General features: G+C 66.1%; 21 protein-coding genes. 15 read left to right on the forward strand and 6 right to left on the reverse strand.

The genetic code is table 11. The features are described from left to right. Window positions 1-28: 28 nt before the first annotated feature. Genes N539_RS14950 through N539_RS14960 form a run of 7 tightly spaced genes read left to right on the forward strand, consistent with a single transcriptional unit; the run spans window position 29 to window position 10,117 of the window. A complete protein-coding gene (locus N539_RS14950; protein WP_051531178.1) occupies window positions 29-718 on the forward strand; it encodes a helix-turn-helix domain-containing protein in 690 nt (229 codons plus the stop codon). Window positions 719-750: 32 nt separating this feature from the next. After that, on the forward strand, window positions 751-2,082 hold the full coding sequence (locus N539_RS0101790) for an aspartate aminotransferase family protein (RefSeq protein ID WP_028968874.1): 1,332 nt from the start codon (window positions 751-753) through the stop codon (window positions 2,080-2,082). Further along, window positions 2,079-4,145 carry an oxidoreductase gene (locus N539_RS14955; RefSeq protein ID WP_037551689.1) on the forward strand — a complete coding sequence of 689 codons (2,067 nt, stop codon included), beginning with the start codon at window positions 2,079-2,081 and terminating at the stop codon, window positions 4,143-4,145. Before N539_RS0101790 ends, N539_RS14955 begins: the two co-directional genes overlap by 4 nt. Continuing rightward, window positions 4,142-5,317 (forward strand): DmpA family aminopeptidase, encoded by a 1,176-nt coding sequence (locus N539_RS0101800; protein ID WP_028968875.1) that lies wholly within the window; start codon window positions 4,142-4,144, stop codon window positions 5,315-5,317. The genes N539_RS14955 and N539_RS0101800 overlap by 4 nt, the downstream gene beginning before the upstream one ends. Next, window positions 5,314-6,888, forward strand: a complete 1,575-nt coding sequence (locus tag N539_RS0101805) for an aldehyde dehydrogenase family protein (protein ID WP_028968876.1) — start codon at window positions 5,314-5,316, stop codon at window positions 6,886-6,888. The genes N539_RS0101800 and N539_RS0101805 overlap by 4 nt, the downstream gene beginning before the upstream one ends. Then, window positions 6,885-7,595: a CoA transferase subunit A gene (locus N539_RS0101810; RefSeq protein WP_028968877.1), complete on the forward strand. Its 711-nt coding sequence runs from the start codon at window positions 6,885-6,887 to the stop codon at window positions 7,593-7,595. The genes N539_RS0101805 and N539_RS0101810 overlap by 4 nt, the downstream gene beginning before the upstream one ends. Continuing rightward, window positions 7,592-10,117 carry a CehA/McbA family metallohydrolase gene (locus tag N539_RS14960; protein ID WP_037551695.1) on the forward strand — a complete coding sequence of 842 codons (2,526 nt, stop codon included), beginning with the start codon at window positions 7,592-7,594 and terminating at the stop codon, window positions 10,115-10,117. The genes N539_RS0101810 and N539_RS14960 overlap by 4 nt, the downstream gene beginning before the upstream one ends. Here the strand turns inward: N539_RS14960 and N539_RS0101820 are convergent. After that, window positions 10,097-10,324: a KTSC domain-containing protein gene (locus N539_RS0101820; RefSeq protein WP_028968878.1), complete on the reverse strand. Its 228-nt coding sequence runs from the start codon at window positions 10,322-10,324 to the stop codon at window positions 10,097-10,099. The two genes, N539_RS14960 and N539_RS0101820, sit on opposite strands and share 21 nt — an antisense overlap. Before the next feature lie 218 nt (window positions 10,325-10,542). Here N539_RS0101820 and N539_RS0101825 point away from each other — a divergent pair, with 218 nt between their 5' ends. Beyond that, window positions 10,543-10,821 (forward strand): PilZ domain-containing protein, encoded by a 279-nt coding sequence (locus tag N539_RS0101825; protein ID WP_037551954.1) that lies wholly within the window; start codon window positions 10,543-10,545, stop codon window positions 10,819-10,821. Here N539_RS0101825 and N539_RS0101830 read toward each other — a convergent pair. Further along, window positions 10,818-13,115, reverse strand: coding sequence for a bifunctional salicylyl-CoA 5-hydroxylase/oxidoreductase (locus N539_RS0101830; protein WP_028968880.1), 2,298 nt, complete (start codon window positions 13,113-13,115; stop codon window positions 10,818-10,820). The two genes, N539_RS0101825 and N539_RS0101830, sit on opposite strands and share 4 nt — an antisense overlap. Before the next feature lie 248 nt (window positions 13,116-13,363). Here N539_RS0101830 and N539_RS0101840 point away from each other — a divergent pair, with 248 nt between their 5' ends. Both N539_RS0101840 and N539_RS0101845 read left to right on the forward strand, forming a co-directional pair. Next, window positions 13,364-14,155, forward strand: coding sequence for an enoyl-CoA hydratase (locus N539_RS0101840; RefSeq protein ID WP_028968881.1), 792 nt, complete (start codon window positions 13,364-13,366; stop codon window positions 14,153-14,155). Between the two features lie 112 nt (window positions 14,156-14,267). Next, the gene (locus tag N539_RS0101845) at window positions 14,268-15,326 is read left to right on the forward strand and encodes a pepsin/retropepsin-like aspartic protease family protein (protein WP_231462816.1); all 1,059 of its coding nucleotides are present in this window, start codon (window positions 14,268-14,270) and stop codon (window positions 15,324-15,326) included. 8 nt (window positions 15,327-15,334) lie between these two features. Here N539_RS0101845 and N539_RS0101850 read toward each other — a convergent pair whose 3' ends face one another. Further along, complete coding sequence (locus tag N539_RS0101850) at window positions 15,335-16,114, reverse strand: alpha/beta fold hydrolase (RefSeq protein WP_028968883.1); 780 nt, start codon at window positions 16,112-16,114, stop codon at window positions 15,335-15,337. A 47-nt stretch (window positions 16,115-16,161) separates the two neighbouring features. Here N539_RS0101850 and N539_RS14965 point away from each other — a divergent pair, with 47 nt between their 5' ends. Then, window positions 16,162-16,686: a (2Fe-2S)-binding protein gene (locus N539_RS14965; protein WP_051531179.1), complete on the forward strand. Its 525-nt coding sequence runs from the start codon at window positions 16,162-16,164 to the stop codon at window positions 16,684-16,686. A gap of 21 nt (window positions 16,687-16,707) precedes the next feature. Beyond that, entirely contained in the window at window positions 16,708-17,517 is an 810-nt protein-coding gene (locus N539_RS18055; RefSeq protein WP_081774128.1) for an RcnB family protein, read from the forward strand. A 54-nt stretch (window positions 17,518-17,571) separates the two neighbouring features. Here the strand turns inward: N539_RS18055 and N539_RS0101865 are convergent, their stop codons facing one another. After that, entirely contained in the window at window positions 17,572-19,149 is a 1,578-nt protein-coding gene (locus N539_RS0101865; protein ID WP_028968885.1) for a lysine--tRNA ligase, read from the reverse strand. Between the two features lie 49 nt (window positions 19,150-19,198). Between N539_RS0101865 and N539_RS14970 the strand changes: the two genes are divergently transcribed. The 3 genes from N539_RS14970 to N539_RS0101880 are packed head-to-tail and all read left to right on the forward strand — an operon-like array spanning window position 19,199 to window position 23,464. Continuing rightward, window positions 19,199-20,206: a cupin-like domain-containing protein gene (locus N539_RS14970; protein ID WP_037551697.1), complete on the forward strand. Its 1,008-nt coding sequence runs from the start codon at window positions 19,199-19,201 to the stop codon at window positions 20,204-20,206. A gap of 43 nt (window positions 20,207-20,249) precedes the next feature. After that, entirely contained in the window at window positions 20,250-22,949 is a 2,700-nt protein-coding gene (locus tag N539_RS0101875; RefSeq protein ID WP_028968886.1) for an ATP-dependent DNA helicase, read from the forward strand. After that, the gene (locus N539_RS0101880; protein ID WP_028968887.1) at window positions 22,946-23,464 is read left to right on the forward strand and encodes a SixA phosphatase family protein; all 519 of its coding nucleotides are present in this window, start codon (window positions 22,946-22,948) and stop codon (window positions 23,462-23,464) included. Before N539_RS0101875 ends, N539_RS0101880 begins: the two co-directional genes overlap by 4 nt. Here N539_RS0101880 and N539_RS0101885 read toward each other — a convergent pair. Continuing rightward, window positions 23,461-23,847: a MerR family transcriptional regulator gene (locus N539_RS0101885; RefSeq protein WP_028968888.1), complete on the reverse strand. Its 387-nt coding sequence runs from the start codon at window positions 23,845-23,847 to the stop codon at window positions 23,461-23,463. The two genes, N539_RS0101880 and N539_RS0101885, sit on opposite strands and share 4 nt — an antisense overlap. Window positions 23,848-23,854: 7 nt before the next feature. Then, window positions 23,855-24,190: an integration host factor subunit alpha gene (locus N539_RS0101890; RefSeq protein ID WP_051531296.1), complete on the reverse strand. Its 336-nt coding sequence runs from the start codon at window positions 24,188-24,190 to the stop codon at window positions 23,855-23,857. Between the last annotated feature and the right edge of the window lies 1 nt (window position 24,191).

Consider the following 24,191-nt stretch of genomic DNA (forward strand, 5'->3'; position numbering starts at 1 on the left):
TGTCAATTCCAGTTGCAGGACCGCCAAAGTGAGCGGGCATCCGACCCTCGGGCGGATCCTGCGCGAGCTTCGCGCCAACCGCGGGTGGACGCTGAAAGAGATGAGTGAACGGGCGGGAATTCCGGTCTCGACGCTGTCGAAGGTCGAGCATGACCGGCTTACCCTGACCTACGACAAACTGCTCCAGCTCAGCCAAAAGCTGAATATTCGCATGTCCGAATTATTCGCAGAAAGCGAAGCGGCGGAGGAAAGCGTCACCGCGCGGCGGAGCATCGGCAGGATCGACGATTCGGTGCGCGTGACGACGCCCAACTACGATTATTATTATTTGTGCACAGAGCTTCGGCGGAAGCGGATGATTCCCGTGCTCACCCGCATCCGCGCGAAATCACTGAGCGAATTCGGCGACCTCGTGCGGCATTCGGGAGAGGAATATATCCACGTCCTCGAAGGCGCGATCATCGTCCACAGCGAATTCTACGACCCGGTGACGCTCGATGCGGGCGAGGGCATCTACATCGATTCGAACATGGGCCACGCGTACGTCGCGGCGGAAGGTTGCGACGAGGCACTCGTGCTCGGCGTCTGCTCGAGCGCGGACGAAGGGCTGATGGACTCGCTCATGACCATTCACGAGCCCACGCTTGCTCATGATCGCACGGAAATCCCCGCCCCTGCTTCATTTCGCGTACGGCGCTTGAGACGAACGGCCGCCTAGCTCAAGCACGCCACGGACGTTAGGGTGGCGCAATGGCCGGGGGGCACGTTTTTCATCGTTCGACGGGGTCGCGGCCTCCGCTTGCCGCTGGTGGCGATGGCATCTTCCTCATCGACGCCGATGGCCGCCGCTATGTCGACGCGTGCGGAGGCGCGGCGGTATCCTGTCTCGGCCACCGCCATCTGGCCGTGGTTGCCGCGATCGCGGAACAGGCCGCCCAACTCGAATATGCTCACACCGGCTTCTTCACGACCGATGCCGCTGAGGAGCTTGCGACATCGATCGCGGAGATGTGCCCAGGCGCCCTCGACCGCGTCTGGTTCACGGGCAGCGGCTCTGAGGCGATCGAGGCGGCGCTCAAGTTGGCACGGCAATATCATCTCGAGCGCGGCGAGACGGCGCGCAGCCGCGTGATCGCGCGCCATCTCAGTTATCACGGCAATACGCTTGGCGCGCTTGCGGCCGGCGGCAGCGCCTGGCGGCGCGCGCCGTATCAGCCGCTGCTGATCGACGTTTCGCTGGTCGCCCCCTGCTTCGAATACCGTTTTGCCGAGCCCGGAGAGTCCCCGGAGGCTTATGGCCAAAGGGCGGCCGATACACTCGAGCAGGAAATCCTCGAACTGGGCCCTGAGACCGTCATGGCGTTCGTCGCCGAGACCGTCGTCGGCGCTACCGCCGGCGCCGTCCCGCCGGTACCGGGCTATCTCAAGCGCGTTCGCGAAATTTGCGACCGACACGGCGTGCTGCTCATCCTCGATGAGGTGATGTCCGGCTCAGGGCGGACCGGCACGTTCCTGGCGTGCGAGCAAGACGATGTCGTTCCGGACATGGTGACCTTGGGGAAGGGCCTCGGCGGAGGCTACCAGCCGATCGGGGCGGTGGTTTGCACCCGCGCTGTTTACGAGGCGGTCGCCAACGGCTCGGGCGCGCTCAAGCACGGGCAGACCTACAATGCGCATCCGGTCGGCTGCGCGGCTGCGCTCGCGGTCCAGCGAGTGATCCGGGAAGAGCAACTGCTTGATCGAGTGCGACAGGCGGGGAACCGGCTGGCCGACCTCCTCAACCAGCGCTTCGGCAATCATCCGAACATCGGCGACATCCGCGGCCGGGGGCTCCTCCTCGCGCTTGAACTGGTTGCCGACCGTTCCACCAAGGCGCCGTTCGATCCGGCTCTCACCACGCACCAACGCGCGAAGGAGGACGCCTTTGAGCGCGGGCTGCTGATCTATCCGAGCGGAGGAACCGCCGACGGCCGCTTGGGCGACCACATCCTGCTCGCGCCGCCCTACAATGTCACCGACGGCGAGCTCGACATGATCGTCGACCTGCTAGGCGAGACGATCGACGCGGTACTCCCGTCATGAGCCGCGATCCGCGTTACGACATCCTGTTCGAGCCGGTGCGGATCGGTCCTGTCACCGCGCGCAACCGCTTCTACCAGGTGCCGCATTGCACGGGGATCGGCTGGACCCAGCCGGAGACGCTGGCCCGGCTGCGCGGGATCAAGGCCGAAGGCGGCTGGGCGGTCGTCGCTACCGAAGAGACCGAGATCCACCCGAGTGCCGACTGCGAGCCGTTCCACGAGGGGCGGCTGTGGGACGACCGCGACATCCCCGCGCTCGCCATGACCGCGGATGCCATCCACGAACATGGCGCGCTCGCGGCGATCGAGATCATGCACCATGGCGGCTCGGTCGCGAATTGGGGGACGCGGCTCGCGCCGATGGCACCGTCGCACCGGCCGATCATCTACAATTATCCCGTTCAGGCGCGGGCGATGGACAAGCAGGACATCCGCGACCTTCGCCGCTGGCACCGCGACGCCGCGCTACGCTCGAAGAAAGCGGGCTTCGACATCGTCTATATTTATGCGACTCACGATCTTTCGATCGCCCAGCAGTTCCTCGAGCGGCGCAAGAACGACCGCACCGACGAATATGGCGGCAGCCTCGAGAATCGCGCGCGGCTGCTTCGCGAATTGATCGAGGACACTAAGGAGGCCGTCGGCGACACCTGCGCCGTCGCGGTCCGCTTCTGCGCCGACGAGCTGATGGGCGATGCCGGCCTGACCCACGACGGCGAAGCGCGCGACGTGATCGGGATGCTCGCCGAATTGCCCGACCTGTGGGACGTCAACATCTCCAATTGGCCCAACGACAGCCAGACGTCGCGCTTCGCGAAGGAGGGGTTCCAGGAGGAATATACGCGCTTCGTCAAGCAGCTGACGACCAAGCCGGTAGTCGGCGTCGGCCGCTTCACCTCGCCCGATACGATGGTGTCGCAGATCAAGCGCGGCGTGCTCGATTTCATCGGAGCGGCGCGACCCTCGATCGCCGACCCGTTCCTGCCCAAGAAGATCGAGGAAGGTCGGATCGACGACATCCGCGAGTGCATCGGCTGCAACATCTGCGTGTCGAGCGATTACACCTCGACCAACCTGCGCTGCACCCAGAACCCGACGATGGGCGAGGAGTGGCGCCGCGGCTGGCATCCCGAAATCATCCCGCCGAAGAAGTCGGACGGATCGGTGCTGGTGGTCGGTGCTGGGCCCGCAGGACTGGAAGCCGCGCTCGCAGCGGCCCGGCGTGGGTTTGAGGTGCACCTTGCCGAGGCGACGTCGGAGCTCGGCGGCCGGGTTACCCGCGAAAGCAAGCTCCCCGGCCTCGCCGAATGGGCCCGGGTGCGCGACTGGCGCGTCGACCAGCTCGAGCGCATGGACAACGTCTCGATCTATCGCGACAGCGCGCTCGAAGCCGAGCACGTGCTGGAGTTCGGGGCGCGCCACGTCGCGATTGCGACGGGGTCGGTGTGGCGGCGCGACGGTGTCGGCCGCGATTCCGGCTTTCCGATCTTCGACGGCCCACTCGTCTATACCCCCGACGACATCATGTCCGGCCGGGACCCCGAAGGGGGGCCGGTGATCATCTGGGACGACGACCATTATTACATGGGCGGGGTCATCGCCGAGCTGTGCCGCTACGCCGGCCACGAAGTCGTGTTGGTGACGACCGCCGCCACGGTCTCGGCATGGACGGTCAACACGCTCGAGGCCTTGCCCATCGCCAAGCGCATGGCGCGCATGGGTGTCGAGGTGGTTCCGTACACCAGCGTGTCCGGTTTCGAGGGCGGTTCGGCGACGCTCACCAGCGTTCTCACGGGTGAAACAACGGATCGCCCGGCCGCGGCACTCGTCACCGTCACCGGACGCCTTCCCATCGACGGATTGTTCGAAGATCTGCGCGACCGATGGGCCGAGGCAGGCATTGCGAGCGTCACCCGGATCGGCGACTGCTGGGCCCCGAGCACGATCCAGCAGGCCGTTTACAGCGGTCACAAATGGGCGCGGGAGCTCGATGAAGCGCCGGAAATCCTCATCCCACGGGAATTGCCGATGATCGAATCCGGTCGCCTGAAGATGACGGAATGAGAGTGCTCGCTCTGCTTCTTGCGCTGGCAGCGAGTCAGGCTGGTGCACGCGCCCGCGATCTTGGCGTTCCGTTCGAGGGGAAGCCGGGGCCGCTGAATGCGATCTCCGATGTGCCGGGCGTCGAGGTCGGCCAAAAGACGCTGATCGAGGGATCGAACGTTCGGACGGGCGTCACCGTGATCTTTCCGCGTGGCCATGCGAATCCCAAGCCCGTGTACGGCGGCTTTTTCGACCTCAATGGCAACGGCGAGATGACCGGGCGGGCATATCTGGAGGATTTCGGGATCGTCCAGGGCCCGATCGGCATCAGCGACACCAATGCGATCGGCCAGGTTTATGCGGGTACCCAGATATGGTCGTCAAAGACGTTTGGCGTGGCGACCTGGCCGGTCGTGGCCGAGACCTGGAGCGGCTACCTGAGCGACATCGAAGGCTTTCATGTCACCCCTGACACGGCGACGTCCGCGCTCGACGCCGCCAAACCGGGTGCCGTCGAGGAGGGCAATGTCGGCGGCGGCACGGGCATGGTCTGCTTCGGCTTCAAGGGCGGGATCGGCACCGCTTCGCGCGTCGTCTCGGCCGGCGGGGCCAGCTATACGGTCGGCGTGCTCGTCCAATGCAATAGCGGGGATCGCAAAACCTTGCGCATCGCCGGCGTCCCCGTCGGGCAGGAGTCGGCCGAGCGCTGGCTGCCGTGCTTCGATCCGCAGCTCGGAAAGGGCGATGGCGACCTGAAACCATGCCAGGCCGATCCGTCGCAGCAGCATGCGCCACCCGATCAAGGCTCGATCATCATCGTCGTCGGCACCGACGCGCCGTTGATCCCGCTTCAGCTGAACCGCGTCGCCAAGCGCGCCGCAATGGGCCTTGCTCGTCTCGGCTCCTACGCGGGCAATTCCTCGGGCGACCTGATCGTCACCTTCTCGACGGTGCCGGCCGAAGTGAATGGCGAAGACCAGAAGCGACCGAGCGCAATCACTCCGGTTGCCAATGCGGCGATCAACCCGATCTTCGAAGCGACCGTGCAGGCGACGGAGGAAGCGGTGGTCAACGCCCTCGTCGCCGCCCGGACCATGACGGGCTTCAGGGGCACACGAATCTTCGGCATCCCGCACGACGAATTGCGCGCGATCCTCAAGCGCTACAACCGGCTGGACGGGGCGGCACGATGACCGACCTTCCGCGGGTAACATACTCGAACACCCGCGAGGATTTTTCGGGCGTCCACGCGCATCTCGACGCCATCATTCCCGAGATCGAGGCAAGGTTGCTCGGCAAATCGCGTCCGGCATTCATCGGCGGCCGCGACCGGAACGAGGGGGTGGTCGTCGAGGCGTACAGCCCGATCGACCGCGAAATCCTGCTCGGCGAATTTCCGCAGGCCGGTCCCGCGCTGGTCGACGAAGCGGTGGAGGCGGCGCGCGCGGCATATCCTGCCTGGCGCGAGCTCGGCTGGCCCCGGCGCACCGCCATCCTCCGCGCAGGCGCGGACGTGCTTGAACAGCGTAAGTGGGACGTGTCGGTCGCGTGTCTGATCGAGGTCGGCAAATCGCGGATGGAAGCCGTCGGCGAAGTCGAGGAAGCGATCGACCTCATCCGCCACTATTGCGATGAAATGGAGCGCACCGGCGGCTTCCGCGAAGAACGCGCCGGCGCCTCGTCGGCCGAGCGTTGTTATGTCGAGCTCAAGCCGTTCGGCGTGTTCGGCGTGATTGCGCCGTTCAATTTCCCGGTTGCCCTGTCGGTCGGGATGATCTCGGCGGCGCTGGTCGCGGGAAATAGTGTGGTGTTCAAGCCGAGCGATTCCGCCGGGCTGACCGGACGGCTGGTCGTCGAAGCGCTGGCGGTCGGCGGACTGCCGGACGGCGTGCTGAACCTGGTCCAGGGCGGGCGCGAGACGGGCGAGGCGATGGTCGGCCACTCACAAATCGACGGTTTCGCTTTCACCGGCTCCAATGCCGTCGGCATGACCATCATGCGCGCGGCGGCGTCCGCGCAGGCGATGCGGCCGGTGCTGTGCGAAATGGGCGGCAAGAATCCGGCGTTCGTGACGGCCAGCGCGGACCTCGCCATTGCCGCAAGCGGAGTTGCGCGTTCGGCGTTCGGCCTTTCGGGGCAGAAGTGCAGCGCCTTGTCCAAAGCCTACGTTGCGCGAGGCACGACGGACGCTTTCCTCGAGGCGCTAATTGAGGCCACGAACAAGCTCGTCGTCGGCGATCCGCGCCGCGCCGATGTGTTCATGGGCCCGGTGATCAATGAGGAAGCACTCGACCGCTACACGGGGGCCTGTGCGAAGGCGGCTTCGGGCGGCGACGTCCTCGCCGGCGGCAAGCAGCTCGAAGGGGGGTTGTTCGACCGCGGCCCTTATGCCGCGCCGACCATCGTCACCGGATTGCCGCACGATCATCCGATCAACCGCGATGAATTGTTCGCGCCGTTCCTGAGCGTGCTCGAGTTCGACGATCTCGACGATGCGATCGCCGACGCCAACCGCAGCGCCTACGGCCTCACCGCCGGCATCTACACCCAGGACGAGGCCGAATTGGACCGTTTCCTCGGCACCATCGAAGCCGGCGTCCTCTATGCCAACCGCGCGAGCGGCGCGACGACCGGCGCTTGGCCGGGTTTCCAGACCTTCTGCGGCTGGAAGGGCTCGGGAACATCGGGCAAAGGCGGGCTCGGCAGCTGGTACGTGCCGCAATTCATGCGCGAACAGAGCCACACCCTGTTCGGGGCGCTGTGAACAAGCTCTACGATTCGCCGAAGGCCGCGCTCGACGGCCTGCTGCGCGATGGAATGACCATCATGTCGGGCGGGTTCGGCCTGTCCGGCAATCCGGAAAGCCTGATCCCGGAGATCCAGGCCTCGGGCGTCAAGCACCTGACCGTCATTTCCAACAATGCCGGCGCCGACGGCTTCGGCCTCTGGCACCTCCTCGAAAGCCGCCAGATCCGCAAGATGGTCGCGTCCTACATCGGCGAGAACAAGCTGTTCGAGCAGCAATATCTGTCGGGCGAGCTGGAGCTTGAGCTCAATCCGCAAGGCTCGCTGGCCGAGCGCATCCGTGCCGGCGGCGCAGGCATTCCGGCCTTCTTCACGCCGACCGGGGCGGGGACAATGGTCGCCGACGGCAAGCCGCAGGAGGAATTCGAGGGACGGATGTATGTCCGCGAGACGTGGCTCCGCGCCGATCTCGCCATCATCAAGGCGTGGCGCGCGGATGCGACGGGCAACCTCCAGTTCCGCAAGACCGCGCGCAACTTCAACCCGATCATGGCAACCGCGAGCGAGGTCACGGTGGTCGAGGCCGAGGAGATCGTCGACGCCGGCGAGATCGACCCCGACTGCGTCCACACGCCGGGCATCTTCGTGCACCGGATCGTCCGCAGCACGATCAACGAAAAGCGCATCGAATTCCGCACGGTGCGGGCGCGAGACCCGGTCGCATGAAGAGGTTTGCGGCCTTTGCTGCGTTGCTGTTCGCGGCGAGCGCGGCGATTGCCGCGGGACGGGAGCCGGTGCTCAAGCAGGTCGACCTGCCGCACAATTACTATTGGCGCGAGCTGTACATTCCGCAGCTGACGACCGGCCCGTCGAGCGTGAGCTTCACCCCCGACGGCACGGCGCTGATCTACAGCATGGCGGGGTCGCTGTGGCGGCAGGCGATCGGCTCTGACGAAGCGACGGAACTGACCCATCCGCGCGGCGCCTACGACTATCAGCCCGATGTTTCCGCCGACGGGAGAAGCGTCGTCTTCAGCAGCTACAACGGCGACGGGATCGAGCTCTGGCGCCTCGATCTCGGAACCGGCGCCGAGCGTCAGCTGACCTTAGGCAGCGACGTCAATGTCGAGCCGCGGCTGTCGCCCGATGGCAAACGGATTGCATGGGTTTCGACCCAGGGCACGGGTCACTTCAACCTGTGCATCGCCGACCTCGACGCTGGCGGCATCCACAATGCACACGCGCTCCTCGGCGACCGGCAGAGCAAGATCTCGCGCTATTATTATTCGACGTGGGACCATGCGCTGAACCCGTCGTGGACGCCCGACGGCAAGCGCATCCTCTACGTCTCCAACCCCGAAGTGGCGTGGGGCACGGGCGACATCTGGTCAGTCGCCGTCGACAATCCGACGGACCGCCGCAAAGTCTACGGAGAGGAGACCAGCTGGAACGCGCGTCCCGAGACATCGCCCGACGGCAAGCTGGTGCTGTTCGCCAGCTATCACGGGCGGCAGTGGAAGCAGCTGTGGGTGACGACCCCCGGTGGCGCCGCGCCCTTGCCGCTGAGCTTCGGCGAGTTCGACCGCTGGAACGCGCGCTGGTCCCCCGACGGCAAGCGCATCGCCTACGTCGACAACGAGCACGGCAACACCAGACTGATTGTGCAGACTGTGGCGGGCGGGGCAACGATCCCGATCGTCGCCAAGACGCGCCGCTACAGCGTGCCACGTGCCCGTTTCACGCTTGACATCCGCGACGAACAAGGCCGGGCGGTCTCGGCGCGGGTGGCGGTGCTTGGCAGCGATCTGCGCGCCGCAGCGCCGGCCGACGTCTGGATGCACGCCGACGACGGCTTCGACCGCGCGCTGCAGTCGGCCGAAACCCACTATTTCGATTGCGCTTCGACCTGCACCATCGAGGCTCTCGCGGGCGATACCAAGGTCTGGGTTCAGCGCGGCTTCCGCTATCTGCCGTGGCAGCAGACAGTGAAGCTCGCGGAAGGGGCTGTCACCCTTCCGGTGACGCTTCAGCTCAACGACCTTCCGCCGTCGTTCGGCAAGTTCACCAGCGCCGACCTTCACGTCCACATGAATTACGGCGGGCATTATCGCAACACGCCGGGGAACCTCGCCCGCCAGGCGCGTGCCGAGGATCTCGGGGTGATCTACAACCTCCTCGTCAACAAGGAGGAGCGGGTTCCGGACATCGCTTACTTCCAACCCGATCCGGACCCCGCCAGCGGCGATGGGGTCACCATCCTGCACAGCCAGGAATACCACACCAGCTATTGGGGTCATCTCGGCTTGCTTGGGCTATCCGACCATTATCTGACGCCCGGCTTCGTCGCTTACCAGAACAGCCCGCTCGCCAGCGCCTGGCCCGACAATGGCGCGATCGCTGACCTTGCGCATGCGCAGGGCGCGCTGGTCGGCTACGTCCACCCATTCGACACCGTTCCCGATCCCGTCAACGACAAGTCGCTCAGCAATGAGCTTCCGGCCGACGTCGCCAACGGCAAGGTCGATTATATGGAGATCGTCGGCTTCTCCGATCACAAGTCGACCGCGCAAGTCTGGTACCGCCTGCTCAATCTTGGCTTCCGCATCCCGGCAGGCGCAGGCACCGACGCCATGGCCAATTATGCCTCGCCGCGGGGCCCGGTCGGGATGAACCGGGTGTTCCTCGAGACCGGAGGTGATGCCAGCCCGGCGGCGCTCAAGGCAGCGCTCAAGGCCGGTCGCACCTTCGCCAGCAACGGGCCGCTGCTCGGGCTGGAGCTGGACGGCAAGCATCCCGGCGCCACCATCGCGCGCCCGGCGCCGGGCAAGATCGCCTACCGCATCGCGCTTCGCTCGCCGGTCGCGGTCGACCATCTCGAGCTGGTGCAGAACGGCAAGGTTGTGAAGGCGTTCGCGCTCGCCGGCGACCGCCGCAATTTCGACGCCCGGGGCGAGCTTGACGCCGACACCTCCGGCTGGATCCTGCTGCGGGCATGGAACGACGGCGCCGACCCGCAGGTGCTCGACATCTATCTCTATGCGACGACCAGCCCGGTCTATGTCGAGCTTCCGGGCGGAATGCCGGCCGCTCCCGACGATGCGCACTATTTCATCGCCTGGCTCGACCGCGTCATTGCCGATGCCGGCGCTCGAAAGGACTTCCGCAGCGCCGGGGAGCGGGACATGGTGCTCGCTTATCTGCGCAAGGCGCGGAATCGCTATGCGAACCTAATTGTCGTTCGACGGTAAGATCTTGCCGCGGCGATAATCGTAGTTGGGGCGAATCCTCTCCTGAAAGAAGCGGCCGTGAGACTCTGCGGCCACGAAAGCGGCGTGGACCAGCGGCGGGACGTCGAAGTAGCTGTACCAGTCGCCATCGACGAACCGCACCCACAGTGTGTCGCTCGGCGGATGGTAATCGATCTCCGCGATGGCTTCGGACTCGACCATGACCATGACCGCACAACGTTTAGGCGCTTAAGCCGCTCCGCCCAAGATCGAGGTAAACGCCGCGCAAACCTTGTCTGTTGAGCAGGCGGTTAAAGCCATTGCGTCATTGTCCCATTCGCGTGGAATCGATGCGAACGGAGTGGACGCCGTTCCCATCCATGAAAATCTGCTGGCGACGCGCGGCGTCGCGGACGTGAGCATTTTGCGTGAAGGGCAAGGCCGAGATGAAGTTCGAAGGAAAGATCGAAGGCCGGGAAATTGCACGCCGGCCGACGCGCATCGACGTCTATTATGATGCGCTCATCGAGCTCGGCGGCGCCGACATCGCCGCACAGATTCTGAACCTTTCGGCGCACGGTTTCCGCGTCCGCACGTATGTGGCTTTGAAAGAGGGCGACGACATCTACCTGACCGTGCCGAAATATCCGCCTGTTCGCGCCGAGGTGCGCTGGACCGACGGCTTCGAAGCGGGCGGCGTGCTGCTCGACGCGGTGGCTCTCTAAACCCTCAGCGCCGCAGCCGCTTCGGCCTCGCGCTTCAGGTTGCGGGCGAGCTGGCTCATGCCATTGAGATACTGCGGCGGGATGTGGATGTCGCGATAGTCGAGCGCGGCGGCCGCGCGGAGAGTCCACATCGGGTCAAGGAGGTGCGGCCTCGCCAACGCGACTAAGTCGGCGCGGCCCGCGGCCAGGATCGAATTGGCATGGTCGGGCTCGTAGATATTGCCGACCGCCATCGTCGCGAGTTTGCCTTCGTTGCGGATCTTGTCGCTGAAGGGCGTTTGGAACATGCGGCCGTAGACCGGCTGCGCGTCGGCCCAGGTCTGCCCAGCCGAGACGTCGATCAAATCCGCGCCTTCGCGTGCGAAGGCTTCGCCGATCGCGACCGCGTCGTCGGGGGTGATGCCGTTGTCGCCGGCCCAGTCATTGGCGGAGATGCGGATCGACATCGGCTTGTCCGATGGCCAGGCGGTGCGCATCGCGGCGAACACTTCGAGCGGGTAGCGCAGACGGTTCTCCAATGAGCCGCCATATTCGTCACTGCGACGGTTCTGCAGGGGCGTGATGAAGCTGGAGAGAAGATAGCCGTGGGCGGCGTGGAGCTCGACCATGTCGAAGCCGCATTCCAGCCCCATACGCACGGCCGCGACGAACTGGTCGCGGACCGCATCCATGTCGGCGCGGGTCATCGAGCGCGGCACCTGGTTGACCGGCGACCACGGCACGTCGCTCGCGCTCATCACGGGCCAATTGCCGTCATTGAGCGGGACGTCGTTCCCTTCCCAGCCCACGCGCGTCGAACCCTTGCCTCCCGAATGGCCAAGCTGGAGGCAGATCTTTGCTTTCGAATTTGCGTGGACGAAATCGACGATGTGCTTCCACGCCGCGACATGGTCGGCGTTCCACATGCCGGTGCAGCCCGGTGAAATGCGGCCCTCGGGCGAGACGCAGGTCATCTCGGTGAAGAGCAGCCCCGCACCGCCGATCGCCCGCTCGCCGTAATGGACGAAGTGGAAGTCGTTGGGCACGCCGTCGACTGCCGAATACATCGCCATCGGGGAGACGGTGACACGGTTTTCGAGCGTCAATTCGCGCAGCTTGAACGGAGCGAATATCGGCGCGGCTGATTTGCCGGAAACGCCGGCCTTCTCCCAGAACCAGCGCTCGACGGTCTCGAGCCATTCGCGGTCGCGGAGGCGAAGGTTTTCGTGGCTGATGCGCTGGCTGCGAGTGAGCAGCGAGTAAGCGAATTGCAGCGGCTCGAAATGGAGATAGCGGTCAAGCGTCTCGAACCATTCGGTCGAGTTGCGCGCGCTGTTCTGGAGCTTGAGCACTTCGAGGTTCCGCTCGCCGACATATTCGTCGAGGGCTGCCTCGAGCGAGAGCCCCGAACGGTTCAAAACCTGCGCGAGCTTGATCGCGTCTTCGAGCGCGAGTTTGGTGCCCGAGCCGATCGAGAAATGCGCGGTGTGCGCGGCGTCGCCCAACAGGATGACGTTGCCGGCGTTCCATCGCTCGCACTTGATCCGCCGGAAGTTGAGCCAGGCGGCCGAGCCGACGAGGTGCGAGGCATTGGACTGCAACCGGTGGCCGTCGAGATATTTGGCGAACAGAGTCTCGCAGGCGGCGATGCTTTCGTCTTGCGACATGCGGTCGAACCCGAAGGCCTGCCACGTCTCTTCGGAACATTCGACGATGAAGGTCGAGCAATCGGGCGCGAAGCGGTAGGCGTGGACCCAGATCCAGCCGTGCTCGGTCTCCTCGAACGCGAAGGTGAAGGCGTCGAACGCCTTGGACGTGCCGAGCCACACGAACTTGTTCTTGCGTACGTCGATGTCGACGCCGAACGCCTCTGCTTGCGCGTCGCGAAAGCGCGAGTTGCCGCCGTCCGATGCGATGACCAGGTCGTACACGCGCCATTTCACGTCGGCGGGATCGCATTCCTGGTTGAAATGCAATTCGACGCCGAGCTCACGGGCGCGGTCCTGCAGGATTTCGAGCAAGCGCTTGCGGCCGATGCCGATGAAGCCGTGGCCCGATGACGTGATGGTCTCGCCGTGAATGTGGACGTCGATGTCGTCCCAATGTGCGAACTCGTCGGCGATGATCTTCGCGGACGTGGGATCGTTGGCGGTGAGGTTCTCGACGGTCTGGTCGGAGAAGACGACGCCCCAGCCGAAGGTCACGCCCGGCGCGTTGCGCTCGAACACTTCGATCTCGTGCGAAGGATCGCGCAGTTTCATCGAGATCGCGAAATAAAGTCCCGCCGGCCCGGCGCCGATGCAGGCGATCTTCACGCCGCAAATCCTACGAAGTTGACGAAGTTGACGCCATCATGCGCGCGGGACCGCCAGCGTCGAAACGCAGCGATTGCAGCGAACGTACGCGTGCGCGCGCCCGCGTGCGCGACCCGCGACGGCGGCACGATCTTCAATCGGTAAGCACGAAAGGACATTGCCCCTGCATGCCACAGCCGCGCGGCTGTAGGACAGTGGAATGTCTGCTGCGGGTGGCAAGCCGACGTCGCCGGAGGTAGCTGTCGGGAATGAGTGACACATTGATCGGTGCCGAGCGGCGCGGGGCAGTGCTTCGGCTGGCGCTGGAGAATCCGCCGGCGAATCTTCTCTCGCTCGGGGTCATGGAAGCGCTTCAGGCGGAGCTCGACGCGGCCGGCAGGGACAAATCCGTGCGCGTTGTCGTCATCGCCGCGGCGGGGAAACTGTTCTCGGCCGGTCACGACCTCAAGGAGATGACCGCCCATCGCGCCGATGCCGACGGCGGCAAGGCGTTCTTCGAGCGCACCTTCGCGGCGTGCGCGCGGCTCATGCAATCGATCGTCGACCTGCCGCAGCCGGTCATCGCCGAAGTGGACGGGGTCGCGACCGCGGCAGGATGCCAGCTTGTTGCGTCGTGCGATCTTGCCATCGCCTCCGACCAGTCGCGCTTCGGCGTGAACGGGATCGACGTCGGGCTGTTCTGCTCGACTCCGGCGGTCGCGCTGACGCGCGCCATCAACCGCAAGCGAGCGATGGAAATGCTGCTGACCGGGGAGATGATCGACGCCCAAACCGCGCTGGCATTCGGGCTGGTGAACCGGATCGTGCCGCGAGAGGGGCTGAGCGAAGCTGTCGTGGAAATTGCTAACAGGATTGCGGCAAAGTCGCCGACCGCGGTGCGGCTCGGGAAAAAAGCCGTGCGCACGCAAGCGGCGATGGGACTGGCGGACGCGTACGAGCACACGTCGAGGGTGATGATCGAGAACATGCTGGCTGCCGATGCGGAGGAGGGCATCGACGCCTTCTTCGAAAAGCGTCGTCCGGTCTGGCGCGAACAGTAGCCATCCTCGACGACTTGCTGACATTCATCGAACAGTCTGCCTGTGCCGTCTATATCGATGGACAGCAGCGCTGACTCGGTTACGCTGGCGGGGATTGTGGGAAGGGGTGCGAGTGCGCGGGCGTCGGTTCAGTTTGCTCCTGGCATTGACGCTTGTCGGGTCGGCGATGGCCGCCGCGCAGGCGCCGCAAATCGCCAAGCCCAGGCCGGCCCCGCCCGGGCCGTCGACCGTGCCGCCGCTCCCGCGGGCGGCGTTCGACAATAAGCTCGACATCGGCGGAGACGACATCCGCGCGCGCAAGGTCGGCACGAGGATGACCGTGGACACGCATGTCAACGGCCGCGGCCCCTATCGCTTCGTCGTGGATAGCGGCGCCGACACGTCCGTCGTCGGCCTTCGCATCGCTCATGATCTGGCGCTGCCGCTCGGCACGCCCGCAATCCTCAACGGCACGACCGACCGCAGCATCGTCGATCGCGTGAAGGTCGCCCAGCTGGCGCTCGGCCGGACCGCGATTACGGACCTCGAACTGCCGGCGCTGCGAGAACAGGACCTCGGCGGCGAGGGCATGGTTGGGATCGACGCCCTCGTCAATCAGCGGCTGATGATGGATTTCGAAAAGAAGGTCGTCAGGATCGAGGACGCGCGGCTTCCCGAGAGATACGATCCCGGAGCCATCGTGATCATCGCGCGCCGCCGGCATGGTCAGTTGATCCTGACCCAGGTCAAGGCCGCCGGCCTGGCGCTCGACGCGGTCGTCGATACCGGATCGGAAGTCACGATCGGCAACGTCGCGCTGCGCAACAAGCTCATCCGCGGCAATCGCGACAAATTCTGGACGGTCGAGGCGACCGGCGTCACGGGCGTGACGCGAAACATGCAAATGGCGCTGATCGGCGAGCTCAAGATCGGCCCGATCACCTTGCACAATGTGCCGATCGCGTTTGCCGACGTGCCGCCGTTCGAAGTATTCGGCCTTTCCAAGCAGCCGTCACTACTGCTCGGAACCGACTTGCTGGGGACGTTCCGCCGGGTCTCGCTCGACTTCCGCGCGCGCAAGGTCCGCTTCCTGCTGAAAAGCTGCGCGTCAAGCGGTGTGGCAATCAGCACCGCTCCGGATGCCGGGTTCGCGCGTCTGTCAGCGAACGAACGGGAAGCCTGCCAAAGCTAAGCTCGCCGTCAGTCGAACCCCCGGATGAACTCGTCGACGATGCGGTTGAACGCGTGAGGCTGTTCGAGATTGGTGAGATGCCCGGCATGCTCGATCGCATCATAACGCGAACCGCCGACGATGTGTGCGAGCTCGCGGGACAGCTCGGGCGGCGTGACCTTATCCTCGGCGCCGCACAGGATCAGCGCGGGCGCCTGAATGGCCGCGGCGCGGCCGGCCTGATCGGCGAGCCACACTGCCTCGGCGCCGATGCAGAAGGCGGCGGGATCGATCCGCGCCATGGTCTCCACCACCTCCTCGCGAATCGCCGGATCGGCGGGCTGGGCGAGCAGCACGTCGGCCCGCCCTTCCGCCAACGCCCGCATGTCCTCGCTCGCGGCGACCGACCGCTCATAGATTGCGGTCCCGTCGGGATGCCTGGCGAAGGTGTCGGCCAGGATCAGTGAGGCGCATCGTTCGGGCGCCGCATGGTGAAGCGCAATGGCGACCACGCCGCCGAGCGACAGGCCGCAGACATGTGCTCGCTCGACCCCGAGCGCGGTCAGCGCGGACAGGATCGCGGTGGCATAATCGTCGCGCGTGGTGCTGCGCGGAGCGGGATCGCTGTCGCCGTAACCGGGATAGTCGAAGGCGATCGCCCGCCGCTCGGCGGCGAAGTGCCGGAGCTGCAGATGCCATACCGACTTGTCCGAGCCGACTCCGTGCAGGAAGACGATCGGGGTCGCGTCGCCACCGCCAGCTTGGTCATAGCCGATCGAATAGCCCGCGCTCGTCTGGACCCGCCCCATGCTTCACATCTTGGCAGCCGGGTCCCGCGCGCGCTAGCCTGACCGCCATGACCCGGATGACCGTCAATGGCGAAGCGATTCACTACAGGCTCGACCCGGCGACACCTTTGTTGTGGGCGCTGCGCGACGCGTCGAACCTGACCGGCACCAAATACGGCTGCGACAGCCGCGACTGCGGGGCGTGCACGGTGATCATCGACGGCACGGCGGTGACCAGCTGCAGCGTCGCCATCGGCGCGCTCGAGGGCGCGGTCGTGACCACCATCGAGGGCCTGTCACCGGACGGGTCGCACCCGGTGCAGCAGGCCTGGCTCGCCGAGCAGGTGACGATGTGCGGCTATTGCGAGCCGGGCTTCATCATGGCCATCGCCGCAATGCTCGATGCGACCGCCAATCCTTCAAACGAGCAGGTTGCGGCTTTGCCCAACATCTGTCGCTGCGGCGCCTATCCGCGGATCCGCAAGGCCGTCGCGCGCGCCGCGCGAGCGGCGGCGGCGTCCTCGAAACCTGAACAAACGGACCCGAAACGGTTAAGCGGCGGCTCATCTGAAATGGAGCAGAAACCGTTGTAATGAACTTGAAAGGTCACTGTCATGCGTAAAGTCCTGATCTCCCTTTTGCTGGCAAGCGCGGCCGCATCGCCGGCACTTGCCGAGCGTCCCGATCCGTCCGACCGCGAGCAGGCCCGCGCCGAGCGGCAGCAGGCGCGCGAGGATCGCCAGTCGGCCCGCGAGGACCGTTCGTCGTCGAACCAGAGCGAGTCGAACAGCCGGCCCGAGCCGCGCAACATCGAGCCGCGCCAGCAGCCGCCGGTCGAGCGTCAGGAGGTTCAGCCTGCATATGAGCGCCAGGGGCACGCGAACTTCGGCGGCGGCGCCAACACTCCGCCTGTCCAGCGTCAGCAGCTCCAGGCCGACCGGAGCGAGCGCGCCGGCCAGCGTGCCGAGCGGCTTCAGCAGTTGCGCGACAATCGCGAGCTGCGCCAATCGTCGCGGCCGACGCCGCGGGTGCTGCACACCCGCCCGCCGGTGGTCAGCAACGTGCCGCGTCCGGGCACCCAGCCGCCGCTTCGGGTCGAGCGCAACCGCGCGCCGGTCCAGTGGAGCAGCAACTGGCGTAACAACAACCGCTACGACTGGCAGAATCACCGCCGGCATCACCGGTCGCTCTTCCACCTCGGTTTCTATTACGACCCGTTTGGCTGGGGCTATAACCCGTTTCAGATCGGGTGGCGGATGTGGCCGAACTATTACAGCAGCCGGTTCTGGATCAACGATCCGTGGTACTATCGCCTGCCCTATGCGCCGCCGGGAACGCGGTGGGTCCGCTACTATGACGACGCCATTCTCGTCGACACGTGGAGCGGCCAGGTCGTGGACGTGATCTACAACTTCTTCTGGTAGGTCATTTCGTAACAAGGTTGAGGGCGTCGCGGGAAGCCGCGGCGCCCTTTCTTGTCAGCCAAGCGCCTCGGCAATGAGCTTGCGGCTGTTGTCGATGCCGTAGAGGGCGATGAAGCTGCCCAGGCGCGGCCCTTGGGACGAGCCGAGCAGGATTTCGTAAAGCGCCTGGAACCAGGCGCGGAGGCTCTCGAACGGGTGCCGCTTGCCGACCTCGAACACGGCGTGCTGGATGGCTTCGCCGTCGGCTTCGGACGGAAGTGTAGCGAGCTCCGAATCGAGGTCGCGCAGCGCTTCGATTTCCATCGCGTTGGGTGGGCGGCGGCGCAGCTCGGGGACGACGAAGTCGCGGGCGTAATTGACGGCGAGACCGATTAGCTGGTCGAGCTCGGGATCGGTTTCGGCTGACGTACCCGGCGCGTAGCGCTGCACGAACCGCCACGCCGTGTCCTTGTCGGCGACGCCGGGCAGGCTGACCAGGTTGAGCAGCAGCCCATAGGTTAGCGGCAGCGTGCCTTCGGGTACCTTGCCGTTGTGGATGTGGTGGACGGGGTTGCCGAGCTTTTGTTCGATCGGCTGGCCCGGATAATTGCCGCGGAACTGCCAATATTCGTCGACCGCGCGCGGGATGACCCCGATGTGCAGGCTCTTGGCGCGCTTCGGCTCGCGGTAGATGTAGAAAGCGAGGCTCTCCTCGCTGCCGTAGCGCAGCCAATCCTCGAGGCTGAGGCCGTTGCCCTTGGACTTGGAGATCTTCTCGCCTTTCTCGTCGAGAAACATCTCGTAATTGAAGCCGTCGGGCGGGCGGCCGCCGAGGACGCGGGCGATCTTGCCTGACTGGACGACGCTGTCGATTAGGTCCTTGCCGGACATCTCATAATCGACCTCGAGCGCCACCCACCGCGCCGCCCAGTCGACCTTCCATTGCAGCTTGGCGAGGCCGCCGAACGCCGATTGCTGGATTCGTCCGCCGTCCTCGTCATCAAAGGCGACGAGCCCCGCTTCGGCGTCGATCACCTCGACCGGAACTTGCAGAACGCGTCCGGTCGTCGGCGAGATCGGAAGGACCGGTGAATATGTCTTGCGGCGGTCCTCGCGCAACGTCGGCAGCATCACGCCCATGATCGCGTCCCAGCCGTGCAGGACCTTGCGGATCACGGCATCGAATTCGCCGCTGGTATAGCAATCAGTCGCCGAGACAAATTCGTATTCAAAACCGAAGCGGTCGAGGAACGAGCGCAGCATCGCATTATTGTGGTGTGCGAAGCTTTCATGGGTGCCGAACGGGTCGGGAATCCTGGTCAGCGGGCGCCCCAGATTCTCGGTGAGCAGTTCCTGGTTGGGGACATTGTCGGGAACCTTGCGCAGTCCGTCCATGTCGTCGCTGAAGGCGATCAGGCGCGTGGCGCCGCCGCCGGTCAGCTCCTCGTACGCCTGGCGCACGAAGGTCGTCCGGGCGACCTCGTTCCAGGTACCGATGTGGGGCAGCCCCGAGGGACCGTAGCCGGTCTCGAAGATCATCGGTTGGTCCGCGGGCTTGCCCTCAGGCCAGCGTTTCAGCAGCTTGCGCGCCTCCTCATAGGGCCAAGCCTTGGACGCCAGCGCGGCGTTGCGGAGATCGGGGACGTCGGACATTTGCCCCGCGCTCCTAGCGAACGGGCGGCGGCGCTGCTAGCCGAAGGACATGCGGCCGATCGCCGAATATGAACCGATGGATCGGGAGCGCTTCGAGCGCGAAATCGTGCCGAAGGGCGAGCCGGCGGTGCTGCGCGGGCTGGTCGCCGACTGGCCACTGGTCAAAGCCGGCAACGACGGGCCCGAAGCCCTCGCTCAAATGCTCCAATTCGCCGCGACCGACGAGCCGTTCCAGGCATGGTTTGCTCCGCCTGAGGTCGATGGCCGCTTCAACTACAATGCCGACTTCAGCGGCTTCAACTTCGAGCGGAAGCTGGCGACGGTCGACCAGCTGCTCGATTTGCTGCTGCGCCAGCTCGGGCACGACAAACCCCATTCAATGTACGCGGGCGGGATTCCGATCCAGAAGCACCTGCCTCCACTCATTCCGAATATTCCGGTGACGATGCTCGATATGACGCGCGAGACGCTCATCTCGCTGTGGCTCGGGAACCGGACACACACCGCCACCCACTGGGACCAGTCGCAGAATCTCGCCTGCGTCGTCGCAGGCCGGCGGCGGTTTACGTTATTCCCGCCCGAGCAGCTGAAGAACCTTTATGTCGGGCCGCTCGATTTCACCCTGGCCGGACAGCCGATCAGTCTCGTCGACATCGACACCCCCGATCTCGCGACCTACCCGCGCTTCAGCGAGGCGCTGAAGTCCGCGCTGCGAGCGGAGCTGGGTCCCGGTGATGCGCTCTACATTCCGGCGATGTGGTGGCACGACGTCCTCTCTCTCGACGATTTCGGGGCGTTGATCAATTTCTGGTGGCGCGACGCCGAGCCGCCGCTGCTGACCCCGCTCAACGCGCTTTATCACGCGGTGATCACGATGCGGGACCTGCCGCCGCACGAGCTGGCGGCGTGGCGGAACATGTTCGGCCATTACATTTTCGGCGAGAACAGCGATCCCGTCGAGCACCTCCCCGAGAACGCGCGCGGAGTGCTCGGCAAGCGCACGCCGGAGCTGGTCGCGCGGGTGAAAAAGCTGTTGATCGACGCGCTGAGCGGCTGATTTCGCGTTCCATTTTCGTTCCGCTTTGCCGTAAGGTGCGTGCGTGCGTCTTCTCCCGCTCCCAGCCCTCCACGCAACCCATGCCGGCATCTGGTTGGCGAGCGGCGATGGCGAGGTGCGTGAGGCGAGCCGGGGCGAGGCGATCGCGCGTGCCGCCGAGACGCCGCACATCCTGTTGAACGCACCGCTGGTTGGACAGCGGCTCGGCTATCCCGAATTGTCGGGGCTCGACCTGCTCGAGCTGTTCGCCTTCCTTCACCCGGCACGATTCGCCGTCCCGACCGCGGCCGGGCTCAGCCGTGTGCTGGGTCTCGAGCCGCCGTCGAGCGAGGCCGAGGCGGCGGCGGCGTTGCGAACCACAGCGGAGCGCTTGCTCGCGGTGCTTGCCGATTCGGAGTGGCGCGAGCGCGAGGGGGCGTGGATCAGCAATGTCACGCTGCATCGGCTCGGCTGGGGATGGTCGCCGCTGATCGGCGCCCGGCTCGAGCGGCCCAGCCAGGGCGAGCGGATGCTGTTTTCGCGACTGAAGCAGTGGGAGGAGGCGGGCGAGCGGCCGCTCCCGCGCCCGGTCCGGGTCGATCCAGGCGAAGCCTCGCGCCGGCTCGACCAGCTGACCGGCCGCGCCGAGCCGCGCGAAGGTCAACGCGCGATGGCCGAAGCGGCGACCTCGGTGTTCGCTCCAAAGCGCGCGAAGGACGTCCCCAATTTGCTCCTTGCGGAGGCGGGCACGGGCATCGGCAAGACGCTCGCCTATCTCGCGCCTGCTTCGCTGTGGGCCGAGGGGTCGGGCGGAACGGTGTGGGTGTCGACCTTCACCAAGGCGCTTCAGCGCCAGCTCGATGATGAGGGTCCCAAGCTGTTCGCCGACGCGCAGGAGCGTGCTCGCCGGATCGTCGTGCGCAAGGGCCGGGAGAATTATCTCTGCCTGCTCAACCTCGAGGATGCGCTTCAGGACGCGTTCGCCGGGCGCGCCGCGATCCTCGCGCATCTGGTCGGCCGGTGGGCGGCCTATTCCAAGGATGGCGACATGGTCGGCGGCGACCTGCCGGGCTGGCTGCCGAGCCTGTTCCGCCGCGCCGGCGCCGCCGCGCTCACCGACCGCCGCGGCGAATGCGTTTATGCCGGCTGCCCGCATTATCGCCGCTGCTTCATCGAGCGCGCCGAACACGCCAGCCGCGAGGCCGACATCGTCATCGCCAACCACGCCTTGGTGATGGTCAATGCCGCGCGCGGCCGCGAGGACGCGCCGGGCCGGATCCTGTTCGACGAGGGCCATCATTTGTTCGATGCCGCCGATTCGACCTTCTCCATCACCTTCGGCGGGCAGGAGGTGATCGAATTGCGCCGCTGGATCGTCGGGCCGGAGGGCCGGTCCCGCGGGCGGCGCCGCGGGCTCGCCGCCCGACTCATGGATGTCGCCTCTTACGACGAGGAGGGCGGCCGAGCGCTCGAGGCGGCGATCGAAGCGGCGCGCGGCCTCGTCTCCGACGGTTGGCTGCAGCGACTAGTCGAAGGGTCCCCGTTCGGCCCGATCGAAGCCTTGCTGAGCGAGGTGCGCGGCATGGTTTATGCACGCGCCAAGGCGCAGGAAGCGGGCTACGGGCTGGAGACCGAACTGGCCGACCCCGACGGGGCGTTGGTGTCCGCGGCCGTGGCCGCGAGCGAATCCCTCGACCAGCTGCAAAAGCCGCTCGCCGCTCTGGCGCGGCGGCTTGATGCCGTGCTGGAGGCTGCTCCCGACTGGCTCGACAGCCAGGCGCGGGCACGGGTCGAGGGCGCAATCCGTGGGCTGGCGTGGCGGCGAGAGACGCTTGCGGCGTGGATCGCCTTGCTCGGCCGTATCGGCGGCGAGGCAGATCCCGAGTTCGTGGACTGGCTCGCAGTCGAACGGATCGACGGGCGCGAGTATGACGTCGCCATCCACCGGCACTGCCTCGACCCAACCAAGCCGCTCGCCGAGCAGGTGTTCAGGCAAGCCGATGGCGTGCTGGTTACCTCGGCGACGCTGCGCGGCGGCGAGGACTGGCCGGCGGCCGAGGCGCGGACCGGCGCCGCGCATGTCGCCGGCCCGGTCGAGCACTTCGAAGCCGACAGCCCGTTCGATTACGCCGGCTGCTCCGAGGTGCTGATCGTCACCGACGTGAAGGCGGGCGACATCGCCACGCTGTCCGGCGCCTATGCGCGGCTGATCGAGGCGGCGCGAGGCGGCACGCTAGGGCTGTTCACGGCGGTCCAGCGCCTGAAGGCCGTCCACGCGCGAATCGCCGACCGGCTGGCACGGGGCGGGCACCCGCTGCTCGCCCAGCATGTCGACCCGATCGACGCCGGGACGCTGGTCGACATCTTTCGCGACGACCCGCGCGCGTCCCTGCTCGGCACCGACGCGCTGCGCGACGGAGTCGACGTGCCGGGCGAGTCGCTGCGGCTGGTGGTGATGGAACGCGTTCCCTGGCCGCGCCCGACGGTACTCCACGCGGCGCGGCGCATGGCGGGCGGCGGCAGCGCCTATGACGACCGCGTCGTCCGCGCCCGCCTGGCCCAGGGGTTCGGGCGGTTGATCCGGCGCGAGGGCGACCAGGGCCTGTTCGTCATCTTGTCGGCGGCGATGCCGTCGCGCCTGCTGTCGGCATTTCCGCCCGGCGTCACCGTGCGCCGCGTGCCGCTGGACATTGCGATCCAGCGAGTCGAAGAAAGGCTCGCCCAGACGGTGCAGCCCGCCGGGCAAATGGAGGGGGTGGAATGAAGCGGCTGACGGTCCTCAGGCATGCCAAGTCGAGCTGGAAGGATCGCGGGATCGACGATTTCGATCGCCCGCTCAACGGGCGCGGACGCAAGGCCGCCCGGCGGGTGGGGCTCGAGATGAAGGACCGCGGGCTACGCTTCGATATCGTGCTCGCAAGCCCGGCTGCCCGGGTCCGGGAGACCCTCGAAGGCGTGCAGGAAAATTGTCCGCTGAACGTCCCGATTCGGATTGAGCCGCGCATCTACATGGCGCGCGTTGCCGAGCTGCTCGAGCTTCTCGCAACCATCCCCGACGAGGTGAGCAGCGCCCTGCTGGTCGGGCATAATACCTCGGCGGAGCGGCTGGTCGCGAAGTTGTCGGCCGATGACGACGGCGGCTTGCGGAGGCGGGTCGAGGAGAAGTTTCCGACCGCGGCGCTGGCCGCGATCGAGCTCCCGGTCGAGAGCTGGGCCGATCTTCAGCCGGAGAATGGGCGAATCGTCGAGCTGATCTACCCGGCGGATCTGGCCGATTAGGTGTCCAGCGCCGCCGCGAGCCGGTCGCGCAGGGTGATCAAGCGAAAGACGTCGACCGACTGGCCCTCGTCAGGCGCCTCATTGGTCGGGTGCGCAGTCTCGCGCGCGGCATGGGCGACCTCGACCGCTTGCGCTTCCTTGTCGCGCAGCACCTTCTGCACGCCGCGAACGGTATAGCCTTCCTGATCGAGCAGGCGGTGGATGCGTCGCGCAAGCTCGACGTCGGCGGGCCGGTAATAGCGCCGGTTCCCCGCGCGCTGCATCGGGCGGAGCTGCGAAAAGCGCGTTTCCCAGTAGCGCAGGATGTGCTGGGCGACGCCCAATTCCTGCGACAATTCGCCAATCGTCTTTAGAGCGCCCGGGTCTTTTTCTCCGGTCGCCACCCGTCGTTCAGCCCTTCGCGATCCGGTCGCGCATGATCTGGCTGGCGCGGAAGGTCATCACCCGGCGCGGCGCGATCGGCACTTCGACGCCGGTTTTGGGGTTGCGGCCGATGCGCTGCCCCTTGTCGCGCAGAATGAAGGTGCCGAAGCCCGAGACCTTCACATTCTTGCCCTCGGAGAGGGCGTTGCACATGTGATGGAGGACGCGCTCGACGAGGCCGGCCGATTCGGCCCGCGACAGTCCGAGCTTGCGGTGAACGACATCCGCCAGGTCAGCGCGCGTCAAAGTCCCGTTGGCATCAGAGTCTTTATTGTTCAGGCGCGCGATCCCGAGATCCGCCATC

The organism is Sphingomonas sp. URHD0057, from assembly GCF_000620665.1.
Lineage (GTDB): Bacteria > Pseudomonadota > Alphaproteobacteria > Sphingomonadales > Sphingomonadaceae > Sphingomicrobium.

What these genes read in the sequence shown, in the direction of transcription:
- N539_RS14960 (WP_037551695.1), top strand. Translation starts at nt 7,592, where the DNA reads ATGAAGAGGTTTGCGGCCTTTGCTGCGTTGCTGTTCGCGGCGAGCGCG.
- N539_RS0101865 (WP_028968885.1), bottom strand. Translation starts at nt 19,149, where the DNA reads ATGTCCGACGTCCCCGATCTCCGCAACGCCGCGCTGGCGTCCAAGGCT.
- N539_RS14955 (WP_037551689.1), top strand. Translation starts at nt 2,079, where the DNA reads ATGAGCCGCGATCCGCGTTACGACATCCTGTTCGAGCCGGTGCGGATC.
- N539_RS0101820 (WP_028968878.1), bottom strand. Translation starts at nt 10,324, where the DNA reads ATGGTCATGGTCGAGTCCGAAGCCATCGCGGAGATCGATTACCATCCG.
- N539_RS0101890 (WP_051531296.1), bottom strand. Translation starts at nt 24,190, where the DNA reads ATGGCGGATCTCGGGATCGCGCGCCTGAACAATAAAGACTCTGATGCC.
- N539_RS14970 (WP_037551697.1), top strand. Translation starts at nt 19,199, where the DNA reads ATGCGGCCGATCGCCGAATATGAACCGATGGATCGGGAGCGCTTCGAG.
- N539_RS0101880 (WP_028968887.1), top strand. Translation starts at nt 22,946, where the DNA reads ATGAAGCGGCTGACGGTCCTCAGGCATGCCAAGTCGAGCTGGAAGGAT.
- N539_RS0101825 (WP_037551954.1), top strand. Translation starts at nt 10,543, where the DNA reads ATGAAGTTCGAAGGAAAGATCGAAGGCCGGGAAATTGCACGCCGGCCG.
- N539_RS0101840 (WP_028968881.1), top strand. Translation starts at nt 13,364, where the DNA reads ATGAGTGACACATTGATCGGTGCCGAGCGGCGCGGGGCAGTGCTTCGG.
- N539_RS0101800 (WP_028968875.1), top strand. Translation starts at nt 4,142, where the DNA reads ATGAGAGTGCTCGCTCTGCTTCTTGCGCTGGCAGCGAGTCAGGCTGGT.
- N539_RS0101805 (WP_028968876.1), top strand. Translation starts at nt 5,314, where the DNA reads ATGACCGACCTTCCGCGGGTAACATACTCGAACACCCGCGAGGATTTT.
- N539_RS18055 (WP_081774128.1), top strand. Translation starts at nt 16,708, where the DNA reads ATGCGTAAAGTCCTGATCTCCCTTTTGCTGGCAAGCGCGGCCGCATCG.
- N539_RS0101790 (WP_028968874.1), top strand. Translation starts at nt 751, where the DNA reads ATGGCCGGGGGGCACGTTTTTCATCGTTCGACGGGGTCGCGGCCTCCG.
- N539_RS0101850 (WP_028968883.1), bottom strand. Translation starts at nt 16,114, where the DNA reads ATGGGGCGGGTCCAGACGAGCGCGGGCTATTCGATCGGCTATGACCAA.
- N539_RS14965 (WP_051531179.1), top strand. Translation starts at nt 16,162, where the DNA reads ATGACCCGGATGACCGTCAATGGCGAAGCGATTCACTACAGGCTCGAC.